We start from the raw sequence: 12664 nt of genomic DNA, 5'->3' as shown, positions 1-12664 counted from the left end.
GCGGCATGGATAAAGGGTGGGGCGTTGTCATTGTGGCAGCAGGTCGCGGAACCCGGATGGGGACGACCGAAAGTAAACAGTTTCTGTTGCTGCAGGACAAGCCCGTTTTCATACATACGCTTGAGGTATTTGCTGCGCTGGACGAGATCCGCGAGATGGTGCTGGTCACAGGAGCCGCAGATGTTGAACGCTGCCAGGATTGGGTAAAAGAATACCAACTGGATTCACGTGTCCGTGTTATCCCCGGAGGGAAAGAGAGACAACATTCTGTCCATAAAGGCCTTGAGGCACTTGGGACGGATTGGGTTCTCGTTCACGACGGGGTACGTCCTTTTGTGAACCATGAGCAGATCAAGGGATGCATGGCGGCCGCCATATCCGGTGGTGGAGCAGCTGTACTGGCGGTTCCCGTGAAGGATACGATCAAACAAGTGAATGCGGAAGGAGTCGTTACGGCGACGCCAGACCGCAGCAGTCTGTGGAGCATTCAAACCCCGCAGGCTTTTCGTCTTTCCTCCCTGCTCTCCGCCTACGAATCAGCCGAGCAGGACGGATTTCTGGGGACAGATGACGCCATGCTGGCTGAACGTCAGGGAATGTCGGTCAAGGTTGTGGAAGGCAATTATACTAATATCAAATTAACAACGCCGGAAGATTTGCAATACGCTGCGTTTTTGCTGGGGGGAGAGAAGAAGCGATGATACGTGTAGGACAGGGATTTGATGTACATCAGCTGGTAGAGGGACGCCCGTGTATTATTGGCGGAGTAACGATTCCTTATGAAAAAGGACTGCTGGGTCACTCGGACGCAGACGTGCTGTTACACGCGATTAGTGATGCCATTTTGGGTGCGCTGGCACTTGGAGATATTGGCAAGCACTTCCCGGATACCGATCCGGAATTCAAAGATGCCGACAGCCTGAAATTGCTGGAGCATGTATGGCAGCTTGTGAAGGATCGCGGGTATAAGCTAGGGAATATCGACTCAACGATTATTGCCCAAAAGCCGAAGATGGCTCCTTACATTCCACAGATGGCTGAGGTTATTGCCAAAGCACTCGAAGCGGATGTAACACAGGTGAACGTGAAAGCAACAACGACAGAGCAACTGGGATTCCCGGGACGGGGAGAGGGCATTGCCGCTCAATCCGTTGTTTGCCTTGTACGTGTGTGATATCATCAATCAATTAGTGACGGAGGGGATCATATGAGCACGGAAATTCGTGTGCGTTACGCGCCGAGCCCAACGGGACACCTGCATATCGGGAATGCCCGTACGGCGTTGTTTAACTATTTATATGCCAAACATAATAACGGTAAATTCATTATTCGTATTGAAGATACAGACGTGAAACGGAATATTGCTGGTGGTGAAGAAAGCCAACTGAAATACCTGAAATGGCTCGGAATCGAGTGGGACGAAAGTATTGACGTGGGCGGAGAATACGGACCATACCGTCAAACGGAACGTCTGGACCTCTATCGTAAATATACGCAGGAATTGCTGGATAAAGGTCTGGCTTACCGTTGTTTCTGCACGGAAGAAGAATTGGAGCAAGAGCGCGAGGAACAGTCAGCACGTGGAGAAACACCGCGTTATTCTGGCAAACACCGTGACCTGACTCCAGAGCAAATTAGTGCGTTTGAAGCGGAAGGCCGCGTAGCGAGTATTCGTTTCCGTGTGCCGGAAGAGCGCACATATACGTTTGATGACATGGTTAAAGGTACAATCTCGTTCAACAGCAAGGAATCCGGTGACTTCGTCATTGTGAAAAAAGACGGCATTCCCACATACAACTATGCCGTTGCTGTGGATGATCACTTGATGAAGATCTCCCACGTCCTGCGTGGGGAAGATCACATCTCAAACACGCCGCGTCAAATGATGATCTATGAAGCGCTTGGCTGGGAGCCACCGCAATTCGGTCATATGACGCTGATCGTGAATGAAAATCACAAGAAGCTGAGTAAACGGGATGAATCCGTCATTCAGTTTATTGAGCAGTATGATCAGCTCGGCTATTTGCCTGAAGCGATGTTTAACTTCATTTCCCTGCTTGGCTGGTCGCCGGAAGGGGAGGAAGAAATCTTCTCGCAAGAGCAGCTGATCTCCATTTTTGATACGAAACGTCTGTCCAAGAGCCCGGCGGTATTTGATACCCACAAGCTGGCTCACTTGAACAACCACTATATCAAACATGCTGACCCGGAACGTATTGCCGAAATGGCTATTCCGCATCTGCAAAAGGCTGGACGTATTTCTTCCGAGCTGTCTGCTGAACAAAAAGAATGGGCGTATACTTTGGTACACCTGTACCAGGAGCAAATGAATTCTGCCTCCGATATTGTCGAATTGTCGGAAGTATTCTTCCGTTCCAATCTGGAGCTTGAAAGTGAAGGAGAAGCAGTGCTTGCGGAGGAGCAGGTGCCAACCGTACTGAAGGCATTTGCGGATAAAGTACAGGCGAGCGAAGAGTTTACTCCAAGCAAAATGGCTGCATTGATCAAGGAAGTACAGAAAGAAACCGGCTTTAAAGGCAAACAGCTCTTTATGCCAATTCGTGTAGCCTTGACTGGACAGACGCATGGACGGGATCTGAACCAAACGATCGTGCTTCTGGGTCGTGATACGGTGATCGAACGTTTGCTTGCGCAAGTAAAATAAGCTTATTCGAGGACATTCCGTTTATTTATTTGGAATCTGAACACAGTCCTATGATGTATGGATTACGTAGGAGGCTGTTGTCAGTCTGAGGCCTTTTCGCTATAATAACAACACAACGAATAATTGATATGATTTATCTAATAGAACAGCAAAGATCGGGAGGAGTAGACTGACCCGGACAGATTCAGAGAGGATGGTCCCGCAGCAAAGAAAGATTTCTTTGGTTGCGGTGGCTGTGAACCATCCACTGTCCATCAGTCGAAATGCGCCCGTGAGCTGCACAGCCGAATCCAGCCCCGCCTTTGTCGATCATGACATAGGAAAACGTTAGGATAGGTTGTGACGATTGGTTTCCGTTACCAAACCGCTTGAGGGCTTATTCTATTTAAGAATGAACCGAGCAGAGTGGGACCGCGATAAACGCCTCTGCAGCTAAATGCTGCAGGGGCGTTTTTTTGTTTAGGCGAGTGTGCAGTACACTACCAAGGAACGCGCCGTCCGGTAAGCCGGAGGACGGGAACCTGAACAAGAGGGGAACGAGCATGTTCAAGAAGATCAGATCAGATATCCAGGTGGTGTTTGAAAACGATCCGGCGGCCCGAGGTTGGTTTGAGGTGGTATTTACCTACTCAGGGCTGCATGCGATATGGGCACACCGGATCGCTCATTTTTTATACAAGCGAAGATGGTTCTCGGTTGCCAGGTTCATTTCGCAGGTTAGTCGATTTATGACAGGAATCGAGATACATCCTGGAGCTACGATCGGAAATCGGTTGTTTATTGACCATGGAATGGGCGTCGTTATTGGAGAAACATGTGAGATTGGCGACGATGTTGTTATCTACCAGGGGGTTACTCTTGGCGGAACAGGGAAAGAAAAAGGAAAGAGACATCCGACCATTGGTAATAATGTGGTTATCTCATCCGGAGCAAAGGTGCTGGGTTCATTTAGCGTGGGGGATCAATGCAACATTGGTGCGAACTCCGTTGTGCTTAAGGAGGTCCCTTCCAATAGTACCGTGGTAGGTATACCGGGCAGAATTGTAAAACAGGATGGCCGACGGGTAGATCGCCTCAGTCAGCAATTGCCCGATCCGGTCGTTGACTCCTTGCGCAGTATGCAAAAAGAACTCGAACGATTGCAGGAAGAAGTACGTACACTGCAGAATGCCCGTGAAAATGAGACTGTGCGTGATACGTGATACAATAAATAAAGGCAGTATAGGATGAAAGGATAAGTGACCATGACGCTTCAGATTTATAATACGATGAGTCGTACCAAAGAGGAATTTGTTCCCCAAGAGCCAGGGAAAGTAAAAATGTATGTCTGCGGACCAACGGTATATGACTACATTCATATCGGGAATGCACGCCCGGTTATCTTTTTCGACACGGTTCGTGGATACCTGGAACAGACAGGACATGATGTGAACTATGTGGTGAACTTCACGGATGTGGACGATAAGCTGATTCGCAAAGCAGAACAACTTGGAACAGACGTTCCTCACGTGGCTGAGAAATTTATTGCTGCCTATTATGAAGACCTTGAGGGATTGGGTATTCCCAAGGCGAGCAGTAATCCGAGAGTAACGGAAAACATGCCGCTGATCATTGATTTTATCCGTGAGCTCGTTGAAAAAGGATTTGCGTATGAAAATGGCGGTGACGTCTATTATCGTACAGGCAAATTCAGCGAATATGGCAAACTTTCGAAACAAAACCTGCAGGAGCTGCAGTTCGGAATCCGTGTGGGTGTAGACGAGCGCAAAGAGCATCCCGAAGATTTTGTGCTCTGGAAGGCTGCCAAACCAGGTGAGATCTATTGGTCCAGTCCTTGGGGCGATGGTCGACCAGGCTGGCATATTGAATGCTCCGCCATGGCTCGGGAGTACCTTGGGGATACACTGGACATTCACGGGGGTGGACAGGATTTGCAGTTCCCGCACCATGAGTGCGAATGCGCCCAATCCGAGGTATTAACAGGTAAACCACTTGCGAACTACTGGATGCATAATGGATTCATCCGGATTGATAACGAGAAGATGTCAAAATCACTCGGTAATGGTGTTCTTGTTAAAGACTTGCGGAATCAATATAAACGCGAAGCGATTCGTTATTTCATGTTGTCTACCCACTATCGCAACCCATTGAACTTCACGGATGATACGATGGAGCAGGCACAGAACAGTGTGGACCGGATTGCGAATGCGGTAGGTAACCTGAACCATCGTCTGAATGCAGTAACTGTTGATCAGGATATCACAGCAGAGTTTGCGGCAAGACTCGACCAAATTCGTCAACAATATCACGAGAAGATGCAGGATGATTTCAATACTCCTGATGCAATTACTGCGATGTTTGAGTGGGCAGGGGAAGCCAACCAACTGTTGCAGCAAGAAGTAGTTAATGCGGCAGACATTCGCGCGCTCCTCGAATTGTTCAGTGAATTGAATGCTGTACTGCGCATTTATACTGACGCAGAGCCAGAACTTCTGGATGAGGAAGTAGAACGTCTGATTGAAGAGCGTGTAGAAGCACGCAAGTCCAAAAACTGGGCAAGAGCGGATGAAATTCGCGATGAATTGTCTGCACGTGGCATTCTGCTTGAAGATACGGCGCAGGGCATGAGATGGCGGCGCAAATGAGCGAAGGACATCCAAATACACCAAAACAACAGGAGCAGGTCACAGAGGGAGGATGGTTCCCATATCCTCCTTCCAGACCTGCGAGGTTGATTCCACCTATTGCACTGGCCTATATTGGTGATGCGGTTTATGAGGTAGCTGTTCGTCAATATCTGTTGTCGAAAGCCAACATGCGTCCCAATCATTTGCACCGTAGTGCAACAGGGCTGGTATCAGCGAAGGCACAGAGCCGCATACTTACAACGATTGAGGCTGAACTGACAGAGGAAGAACGGGATATCGTCCGGCAAGGGCGGAATGCCAAGTCGGGTAGTGTACCCAAAAATGCAGATGTGTTGGAGTACAGACATGCCACGGCTTTTGAATGTCTCATTGGTTACCTCTACAGTAGTGGTCATCATGATCGCATGATTGAACTGATCGGGCATGGCATTGAGCACGCGGAACAACAATCGCCATCACCGACAAAAAAATAGAAATTTCAACAAAACAACGCATTACAGAGAGGATCGAACAACGATGGAAGAAGAATGGATCGCCGGTAAACACTCCGTGACGGAGGCGCTGCGTTCAGGCCGGACCATTAATAAAATATGGATTGCCGATACAGCACAGAAACATCTGACTCAACCTATTATCTCAGAAGCTAAAAAACTAGGTATTGTCATTCAACACGTGGACAAGCGTAAGCTGGATCAAACGGTACCAGGCATTCAGCATCAGGGGGTAGTTGCACAAGCTGCACCTTACGCTTATGTTGAGGTAGAAGACATTCTTGCCGCAGCAAAAGCGAAGAATGAGCATCCTTTCCTGATTCTGCTGGATGAGATTGAAGATCCTCATAACCTGGGGTCAATTTTGCGGACAGCAGATTGCACGGGTGCACATGGCGTTATTGTACCCAAACGTCGTTCGGCAGCAGTAACCGTGACGGTATCCAAAACGTCAGCAGGCGCCGTGGAGTACGTGCCAGTGGCTCGTGTAAGTAATCTTGGTCAGACCATCGATCGCCTCAAAGAGGAAGGTGTATGGGTTGTAGGGACAGATGTCACGGCTCATGAAGGTGTCTTTGGTAATGGAGTCTTTACTGGTCCTGTGGCATTGGTAATCGGAAATGAGAACAAGGGAATGGGACGACTTATTCGCGAGAAATGCGACGTGCTGATCAAATTACCGATGCAAGGTCAGATTAATTCCCTGAATGCTTCCGTGGCAGCGGGTGTTGTCATGTATGAAGTGCTCCGCTCGCGTCAAGCGCAGGAATAGAAGGTATGGCTGATTCCCGTGATGTGCTTCTTGTAGACGGGTACAACATGATTGGTGACTGGCCGGAATTAACCAAACTGGCGGAAAGTGGGCTCGAAGAGGCGCGTAACAGGCTGCTCTTTCGTCTTGCAGACTACCAGGCTTTCTCCGGCCGTCGGGTCATTGTTGTGTTTGACGCCTACCTCGTGCCTGGACTCGGTAAATCCTTTACTCAGAGCAAAGTGCAGATCTATTTTACAAAGGAAAAAGAGACGGCAGACGAATGCATTGAGAGACTCGTTCGGGAACTAAGCATGCGAAGACGCCAAATCTATGTAGCTACGAGCGATATGGTAGAGCAACATGTCATTTTTGGACAAGGAGCGCTGCGTGTATCTGCAAGGGAATTGCTAATTGAAGTTGAGCAGAACGAAAAAGAATTAAAAAAACGACTGGAAGAAGATCAGGCGAAGACCACGCGTAACACACTTGGGGGCAAGTTGAGTCCGGATGTATTAAAAGAGTTTGAGCGATGGCGCCGGGAATAACAGTGCGTTTTTACAAAATTTAGAATATTGAAACTCTTGACATTTATGTTATTGATGTTCTTTTTTAGGCAGAGCGTGGTTGACGGTGTGAGGTACCATCATATATACTGATCCTATATTTCATAGAGTAGAGTAACGGGGTACCTTGCGTTGCAGCCGGAGGGATTGTCTGTGAGTGTCGACCTCAAAGATATCATGTTATCCAAGTATGATTACCAAAGTGACGAAGACATTGTCGAAGCTTTCCGTGAAGGCGAAAGCGAAGCGTTAGAGTTTCTAATTAACAAATATCGTAACTTTGTACGCGCCAAGGCAAGATCTTATTTTCTGATTGGGGCAGACCGGGAAGATATTATTCAAGAAGGAATGATTGGCCTCTACAAATCCATTCGAGATTTCAAAGGGGACAAGCTGGCTTCGTTCAAGGCTTTTGCCGAACTGTGTATCACAAGACAGATCATCACGGCGATTAAGACAGCAACACGTCAGAAGCATATTCCGCTTAATTCTTATGTATCTCTGGACAAGCCTATTTATGACGAAGAGTCTGATCGTACGTTACTCGATGTGATTTGTGGAACCCAGGTCAGTGATCCGGAAGAACTTATCATCAATCAGGAAGAGTTTGTGGGCCTGGAAGATAAAATGTCCGAGATTCTGAGTGATCTGGAACGTAAAGTATTGATGTTGTATCTGGACGGGAGATCTTATCAAGAGATTGCAGTAGATTTGGACAGACATGTGAAGTCCATTGATAATGCACTTCAGCGCGTCAAGCGCAAACTTGAAAAGTACCTGGAAGTTCGAGATAATTAAACACATGTTGTCGTTGACGGAAAAGGCTCGGTGTTTGAGTCTTTTTTTAGTGTCTCAAGTTTATAAAATCTAAGAATGTTCATACTAGTAATCGCTCGGTCCATGCAGGAGAAGAGAAAAACAGAGATGAGAAACGAATGTACGTTGTACGGAAGTAATACCCAATGAATGAAAGGCTATTCTTTCATTGACACGGTTATACCCTTGTGATAAAGTGTTTTAGGTAGGCCTAAATTTATGGCTTTTTTTCAGGATCAATTTAGAGACTCTGCTTGAATGTGGAAGTCTTCGGGAGGTGTACATCATGCGGGTAATTATTACTTTGGCTTGTACTAACTGCAAACAAAGAAATTACACTACGACAAAAAACAAGCGTAATCACCCCGACCGCATGGAGATGAAGAAATTTTGCAAGTTTTGTAACGAGCAGACTTCTCATCGCGAAACCAGATAGTTTTTGGAGGTGTCGGCGTGAAACGAAGTTTCAAATCTCTGATTTCCTTTTTCTCAGAAAGCTGGGCTGAACTTAAAAAAGTTCGCTGGCCTAATCGTAAAGAGCTGACCAACTACACATTGATCGTACTTGGTACTGTTGTGGTTATGACGCTGTTTTTTTGGGTCATTGACATTGGCATCTCCTTTGTGATCGAAGCGATTATTTAAGAAGGGTTCCGGTGGCTTGATATGGAAAAAAGATGGTACGTCGTTCATACCTATTCAGGGTATGAGAACAAGGTCAAAGCCAATTTGGAAAAACGCGTAGAGTCTATGGGCATGGAAGACAAGATATTCCGCGTTCTTGTTCCTATGGAAGAAGAAGTGGTAAACAAGGACGGTAAGAAAAAAACCGTTATGCGTAAAGTTTACCCTGGTTATGTCTTGGTGGAAATGGTACAGACGGATGATTCTTGGTATGTTGTTCGCAACACACCAGGTGTTACAGGATTTGTCGGTTCGACAGGTTCTGGGTCCAAACCAACTGCATTGTTGCCTGAAGAAGTGGAACAAATTCTGAAGCACATGGGTATGGTTGAACCTAAGCCGAAAATTGAGTTCGATATTAAGGAATCCGTACGTATTAAAGTCGGCCCTTTTGCGAATTTCGTAGGCTCCGTGGAAGAAATTTTGGTAGACAAAAGCAAGTTGAAAGTGCACGTGAACATGTTTGGACGGGAAACACCGCTTGAGTTGGAATACACGCAAGTGGAGAAGATATAGTCTCTTCAAGTTTCTTGTGGGAGGGTTGAAAAACCCGTTAACCACTATTTTGCAAGGAGGTGTCAATCATGGCGAAAAAAGTTATTAAAATGGTAAAACTGCAGATTCCAGCAGGTAAAGCAAACCCAGCACCACCAGTAGGTCCAGCTTTGGGTCAAGCAGGTGTCAACATCATGGCATTCTGTAAAGAATTCAACGCTCGTACAGCTGATCAAGCGGGATTGATTATTCCAGTTGAAATTTCTGTATTCGAGGACCGTTCCTTTACTTTCATCACTAAAACTCCACCAGCAGCAGTTCTGTTGAAAGTGGCAGCTAAAGTTGAAAAAGGATCCGGCGAACCGAACAAGAAAAAAGTTGCTACTGTTAAACGTGATGCGGTACGTCAAATCGCAGAAACAAAAATGCCTGACCTGAATGCAGCAGACGTTGAGTCCGCTATGCGTATGGTCGAAGGTACTGCCCGCAGCATGGGTATCACCATCGAAGACTAATTTTCATAAGAAACATGGCTTCGTAAAACCGGTCGATTCGCGACCGGTTGATGTGGGAGGTATATCCGCTAACACCACAAAGGAGGAATAAAACATGGCTAAACACGGTAAAAAATACCTGGAAGCTGCTAAGCTGATTGACAGCGAAGCAACTTACGAGCCTTCAGAAGCTGTAGAGCTTGTGAAAAAGGCAGCTACTGCAAAATTTGATGAAACAATCGAAGCAGCAGTTCGTTTGGGCGTAGACCCTCGTAAGCAAGACCAGGCTGTACGTGGTGTTGTTGTCTTGCCACACGGCACAGGTAAAACACAACGCGTATTGGTATTTGCAAAAGGTGACAAAGCGAAAGAAGCGGAAGCGGCTGGCGCGGACTATGTTGGTGATGCAGACATGATCAACAAAATCCAACAAGGCTGGTTCGAATTCGACGTCTGCGTAGCGACACCAGATATGATGAGTGAAGTAGGTAAATTGGGCCGACTGCTCGGCGGTAAAGGTCTGATGCCTAACCCTAAAGCCGGAACGGTAACTTTCGATGTAACTAAGGCTGTTCAAGAAATTAAAGCCGGTAAAATCGAATATCGTCTGGATCGTGCAGGTCAAATTCATGCACCGATTGGTAAAGCTTCTTTCTCTTCTGAGCAACTTAATGAGAACTTCAAAGCTCTCATGGAAGCTCTGAATCGTGCTAAACCAGCGGCAGCAAAAGGTGTTTATCTGAAGAATGTTAGTCTTTCTTCCACGATGGGCCCTGGCGCACGCGTGAACGCAGCAGCTTTTAGATAATATCTCTTGACAGGCTTGTCCTGTTTTTGATAAGATATAAAAGTTGTGAGTCCGAGTGACTGACCGTTGACATTTGAATATGCTTGCCGTAGACAGTAGGTGCCATTTGGCTTAATTTCCTGCCGAGGTGTGATTATAGAACTTAGAACGATGCAAATCGATGATGAGTATATATCAAGCCTTCGTGATTCTACGGAGGCTTTTCTTAATGGGATAAATTTGATCAGGAGGTGTACAGATTGGCAAACGCAAAAGTGATTCAAGCAAAACAAGAGTCCGTTGATGCAGTAACAGCAAAATTGCGCGAGAGCGTTACAACTGTTGTTGTTGACTATCGCGGATTGAACGTTGCCCAAGTAACTGAGTTGCGTAAGCAACTTCGTGAAGCAGGGATCGAATTCCAAGTGCTGAAAAACTCGTTGCTTCGCCGTGCAGCTGCAGCAGCAGAACTGACAGAACTCGATAGTGTTCTTACAGGTCCTACTGCAATTGCATTCAGCGTAGATGACGTTGTGGCTCCAGCTAAAATTCTGAACGACTTCGCGAAAAAGAACGATGCACTGGAATTGAAAGGTGCAGTTGTAGAAGGTCGCGTAATCGGAGTACAAGAAGTTAAAGCATTGGCAGAACTGCCATCCCGCGATGGTCTCCTCTCCATGCTCCTCAGCGTGCTTCAAGCGCCAGTGCGCAACTTCGCGCTTGCGGTTAAAGCAGTTGCGGAAAAAGAAGAACAAGGCGCGTAAGCAACTTGATCTGAATGCTGCTTAAGTGGCAAATGAATTAAAAAAAATAATATTATATATGGAGGTTCACTCATGAGTAAAGAGCAAATCTTGGAAGCAATCAAAGGCATGACTGTACTGGAATTGAACGATCTTGTTAAAGCAATCGAAGAAGAATTCGGCGTAACTGCTGCAGCTCCAGTAGCTGCTGCAGGTGCAGTAGCTTCTGCTGAAGCTGAGCAATCCGAGTTCGACGTAATCTTGACTAACGCTGGTGCTTCCAAAATCAACGTTATCAAAGCAGTTCGCGAAATCACAGGTCTTGGCCTGAAAGAAGCAAAAGAACTGGTTGACAACGCTCCAAAAGCACTGAAAGAAAAAGTTGCTAAAGAAGAAGCAGAAGCGGTTAAAGCTAAGCTTGAAGAAGCTGGCGCTACAATCGAAGTTAAATAATTTAGCTTTTATAAGCTAGATGAACAAAACAACAAACCCCTTGACTTATATCAAGGGGTTTGTTGCTGTAATTGTAAATGGAAAGTGAGTGAGGGCATGTCCAATCATTATTATTCGGACAAACCGCAAGTAGCGCATGATCGCAGAGCAACTGAAGCGGTTCTTCGCGGATTCAGTCTGCGATTCGTGACGGACGCCGGTGTATTTTCCAAAAACGGAATCGATTATGGCAGCAGAGTATTGATTGATGCGATAGAGTTGCCATCAGGGGCTCATGTTCTCGATGTGGGCTGTGGATACGGGCCAATGGGTCTTACAGCAGCCAAACTTGTACCGGATGGGCATGTCACCATGATCGATATCAACGAGAGAGCCGTTGAACTTTCCAGGGAAAATGCAAAAGCGAACGGAATTAACAATGTTACGGTATTACAAAGTAATCTACTGGCTGAAGTAAAAAAGCAAGATTTTGACGTTATACTAACCAATCCGCCTATACGGGCTGGGAAAGAGACGGTTCATACTATTTTCGAACAGGCACATCGCCATCTGAAGGTAGGCGGTTCGTTGTGGATTGTCATTCAGAAGAAACAAGGAGCCCCATCAGCGAAAGCGAAATTGGAATCTTTGTTTGGAAGAGTAGAAGAAGTGACGAAGGATAAAGGCTATCGGATTTTCAAAGCGGTGAAATCGGAAGAGGTATCTACTAAAAGCTGAATCCGAGTTTGTAAAGTAAGCAGGGGATCATTTTTTTTGCAATAGGACTATTGACTTGAAATTCAGGTCGTGGTATAGTTGTAAAATGTCAGTATTAAGATGCCCTACTTGGCTTTAGCTAACTAAAAATGTCAACCTTTTTTTTACGCCGAACGGGCTTATTATGCCTACGTTTGGCGTATAATATGTACATTTTGGGCAAACTGGGGATAAGAATGATTTGGAAAGACATCCGCCGATCAAAGTTGCTCTTTTTTCGAACGACATTTCGAGTAAGGGCTTTTCTTTATTTGTGGATGCATTGCTTTGCTCTGTATGTGTACCATTATAAGGTTACAAACAGAGGTTCGCAAC

The 12664-nt window shown here is 46.3% G+C and carries 17 protein-coding genes and 1 other annotated feature; all 17 genes read left to right on the top strand.

The annotated features are described in order from the left end of the window. Positions 1 to 5: 5 nt before the first annotated feature. Positions 6 to 701, top strand: coding sequence for a 2-C-methyl-D-erythritol 4-phosphate cytidylyltransferase (gene ispD / locus NZ043_RS05850; protein WP_091039159.1), 696 nt, complete (start codon positions 6 to 8; stop codon positions 699 to 701). Beyond that, positions 698 to 1174: a 2-C-methyl-D-erythritol 2,4-cyclodiphosphate synthase gene (gene ispF / locus NZ043_RS05845; RefSeq protein ID WP_017692052.1), complete on the top strand. Its 477-nt coding sequence runs from the start codon at positions 698 to 700 to the stop codon at positions 1172 to 1174. Before ispD ends, ispF begins: the two co-directional genes overlap by 4 nt. Positions 1175 to 1207: 33 nt before the next feature. Beyond that, positions 1208 to 2665 carry a glutamate--tRNA ligase gene (gltX, locus tag NZ043_RS05840; RefSeq protein ID WP_339310971.1) on the top strand — a complete coding sequence of 486 codons (1458 nt, stop codon included), beginning with the start codon at positions 1208 to 1210 and terminating at the stop codon, positions 2663 to 2665. A 542-nt stretch (positions 2666 to 3207) separates the two neighbouring features. Continuing rightward, entirely contained in the window at positions 3208 to 3867 is a 660-nt protein-coding gene (gene cysE, locus NZ043_RS05835; protein ID WP_091039161.1) for a serine O-acetyltransferase, read from the top strand. Between the two features lie 42 nt (positions 3868 to 3909). Continuing rightward, positions 3910 to 5310: a cysteine--tRNA ligase gene (gene cysS, locus NZ043_RS05830; RefSeq protein WP_091020524.1), complete on the top strand. Its 1401-nt coding sequence runs from the start codon at positions 3910 to 3912 to the stop codon at positions 5308 to 5310. Continuing rightward, positions 5307 to 5786 (top strand): ribonuclease III domain-containing protein, encoded by a 480-nt coding sequence (locus NZ043_RS05825; protein WP_076334124.1) that lies wholly within the window; start codon positions 5307 to 5309, stop codon positions 5784 to 5786. Before cysS ends, NZ043_RS05825 begins: the two co-directional genes overlap by 4 nt. A gap of 43 nt (positions 5787 to 5829) precedes the next feature. Beyond that, entirely contained in the window at positions 5830 to 6576 is a 747-nt protein-coding gene (gene rlmB / locus NZ043_RS05820) for a 23S rRNA (guanosine(2251)-2'-O)-methyltransferase RlmB (RefSeq protein ID WP_017692057.1), read from the top strand. Positions 6577 to 6581: 5 nt separating this feature from the next. Next, a complete protein-coding gene (locus NZ043_RS05815; RefSeq protein ID WP_036607162.1) occupies positions 6582 to 7103 on the top strand; it encodes an NYN domain-containing protein in 522 nt (173 codons plus the stop codon). A gap of 171 nt (positions 7104 to 7274) precedes the next feature. After that, complete coding sequence (sigH, locus tag NZ043_RS05810) at positions 7275 to 7919, top strand: RNA polymerase sporulation sigma factor SigH (protein WP_017692059.1); 645 nt, start codon at positions 7275 to 7277, stop codon at positions 7917 to 7919. A gap of 304 nt (positions 7920 to 8223) precedes the next feature. Further along, a complete protein-coding gene (rpmG, locus tag NZ043_RS05805; RefSeq protein ID WP_072735843.1) occupies positions 8224 to 8373 on the top strand; it encodes a 50S ribosomal protein L33 in 150 nt (49 codons plus the stop codon). A gap of 17 nt (positions 8374 to 8390) precedes the next feature. Next, a complete protein-coding gene (gene secE / locus NZ043_RS05800; protein ID WP_017692060.1) occupies positions 8391 to 8582 on the top strand; it encodes a preprotein translocase subunit SecE in 192 nt (63 codons plus the stop codon). A gap of 21 nt (positions 8583 to 8603) precedes the next feature. Beyond that, on the top strand, positions 8604 to 9137 hold the full coding sequence (gene nusG, locus NZ043_RS05795) for a transcription termination/antitermination protein NusG (RefSeq protein ID WP_024633599.1): 534 nt from the start codon (positions 8604 to 8606) through the stop codon (positions 9135 to 9137). 68 nt (positions 9138 to 9205) lie between these two features. Beyond that, positions 9206 to 9631, top strand: coding sequence for a 50S ribosomal protein L11 (gene rplK, locus NZ043_RS05790; protein ID WP_017692062.1), 426 nt, complete (start codon positions 9206 to 9208; stop codon positions 9629 to 9631). Between the two features lie 94 nt (positions 9632 to 9725). Beyond that, positions 9726 to 10418 (top strand): 50S ribosomal protein L1, encoded by a 693-nt coding sequence (rplA, locus tag NZ043_RS05785; RefSeq protein ID WP_017692063.1) that lies wholly within the window; start codon positions 9726 to 9728, stop codon positions 10416 to 10418. Between the two features lie 68 nt (positions 10419 to 10486). Continuing rightward, positions 10487 to 10634, top strand: a sequence feature (ribosomal protein L10 leader region). 23 nt (positions 10635 to 10657) lie between these two features. Continuing rightward, positions 10658 to 11161, top strand: a complete 504-nt coding sequence (gene rplJ, locus NZ043_RS05780) for a 50S ribosomal protein L10 (RefSeq protein ID WP_062836175.1) — start codon at positions 10658 to 10660, stop codon at positions 11159 to 11161. 72 nt (positions 11162 to 11233) lie between these two features. Continuing rightward, a complete protein-coding gene (rplL, locus tag NZ043_RS05775; RefSeq protein ID WP_062836176.1) occupies positions 11234 to 11593 on the top strand; it encodes a 50S ribosomal protein L7/L12 in 360 nt (119 codons plus the stop codon). Positions 11594 to 11689: 96 nt separating this feature from the next. Then, positions 11690 to 12310: a class I SAM-dependent methyltransferase gene (locus NZ043_RS05770; protein WP_036607169.1), complete on the top strand. Its 621-nt coding sequence runs from the start codon at positions 11690 to 11692 to the stop codon at positions 12308 to 12310. The last annotated feature ends 354 nt before the right edge of the window (positions 12311 to 12664 follow it).

The organism is Paenibacillus sp. FSL k6-2145, from assembly GCF_037976585.1.
GTDB lineage: Bacteria > Bacillota > Bacilli > Paenibacillales > Paenibacillaceae > Paenibacillus.
The sequence above is the reverse complement of the archived record's forward strand: the minus strand, read 5'-3'. Positions and strand labels throughout refer to the sequence as shown.

Coding starts and splice junctions, on each gene's coding strand:
- gltX (WP_339310971.1), top strand. CDS start 1,208: ATGAGCACGGAAATTCGTGTGCGTTACGCGCCGAGCCCAACGGGACAC.
- rplL (WP_062836176.1), top strand. CDS start 11,234: ATGAGTAAAGAGCAAATCTTGGAAGCAATCAAAGGCATGACTGTACTG.
- rlmB (WP_017692057.1), top strand. CDS start 5,830: ATGGAAGAAGAATGGATCGCCGGTAAACACTCCGTGACGGAGGCGCTG.
- NZ043_RS05770 (WP_036607169.1), top strand. CDS start 11,690: ATGTCCAATCATTATTATTCGGACAAACCGCAAGTAGCGCATGATCGC.
- rpmG (WP_072735843.1), top strand. CDS start 8,224: ATGCGGGTAATTATTACTTTGGCTTGTACTAACTGCAAACAAAGAAAT.
- cysE (WP_091039161.1), top strand. CDS start 3,208: ATGTTCAAGAAGATCAGATCAGATATCCAGGTGGTGTTTGAAAACGAT.
- rplK (WP_017692062.1), top strand. CDS start 9,206: ATGGCGAAAAAAGTTATTAAAATGGTAAAACTGCAGATTCCAGCAGGT.
- cysS (WP_091020524.1), top strand. CDS start 3,910: ATGACGCTTCAGATTTATAATACGATGAGTCGTACCAAAGAGGAATTT.
- nusG (WP_024633599.1), top strand. CDS start 8,604: ATGGAAAAAAGATGGTACGTCGTTCATACCTATTCAGGGTATGAGAAC.
- NZ043_RS05815 (WP_036607162.1), top strand. CDS start 6,582: ATGGCTGATTCCCGTGATGTGCTTCTTGTAGACGGGTACAACATGATT.
- NZ043_RS05825 (WP_076334124.1), top strand. CDS start 5,307: ATGAGCGAAGGACATCCAAATACACCAAAACAACAGGAGCAGGTCACA.
- rplA (WP_017692063.1), top strand. CDS start 9,726: ATGGCTAAACACGGTAAAAAATACCTGGAAGCTGCTAAGCTGATTGAC.
- ispF (WP_017692052.1), top strand. CDS start 698: ATGATACGTGTAGGACAGGGATTTGATGTACATCAGCTGGTAGAGGGA.
- ispD (WP_091039159.1), top strand. CDS start 6: ATGGATAAAGGGTGGGGCGTTGTCATTGTGGCAGCAGGTCGCGGAACC.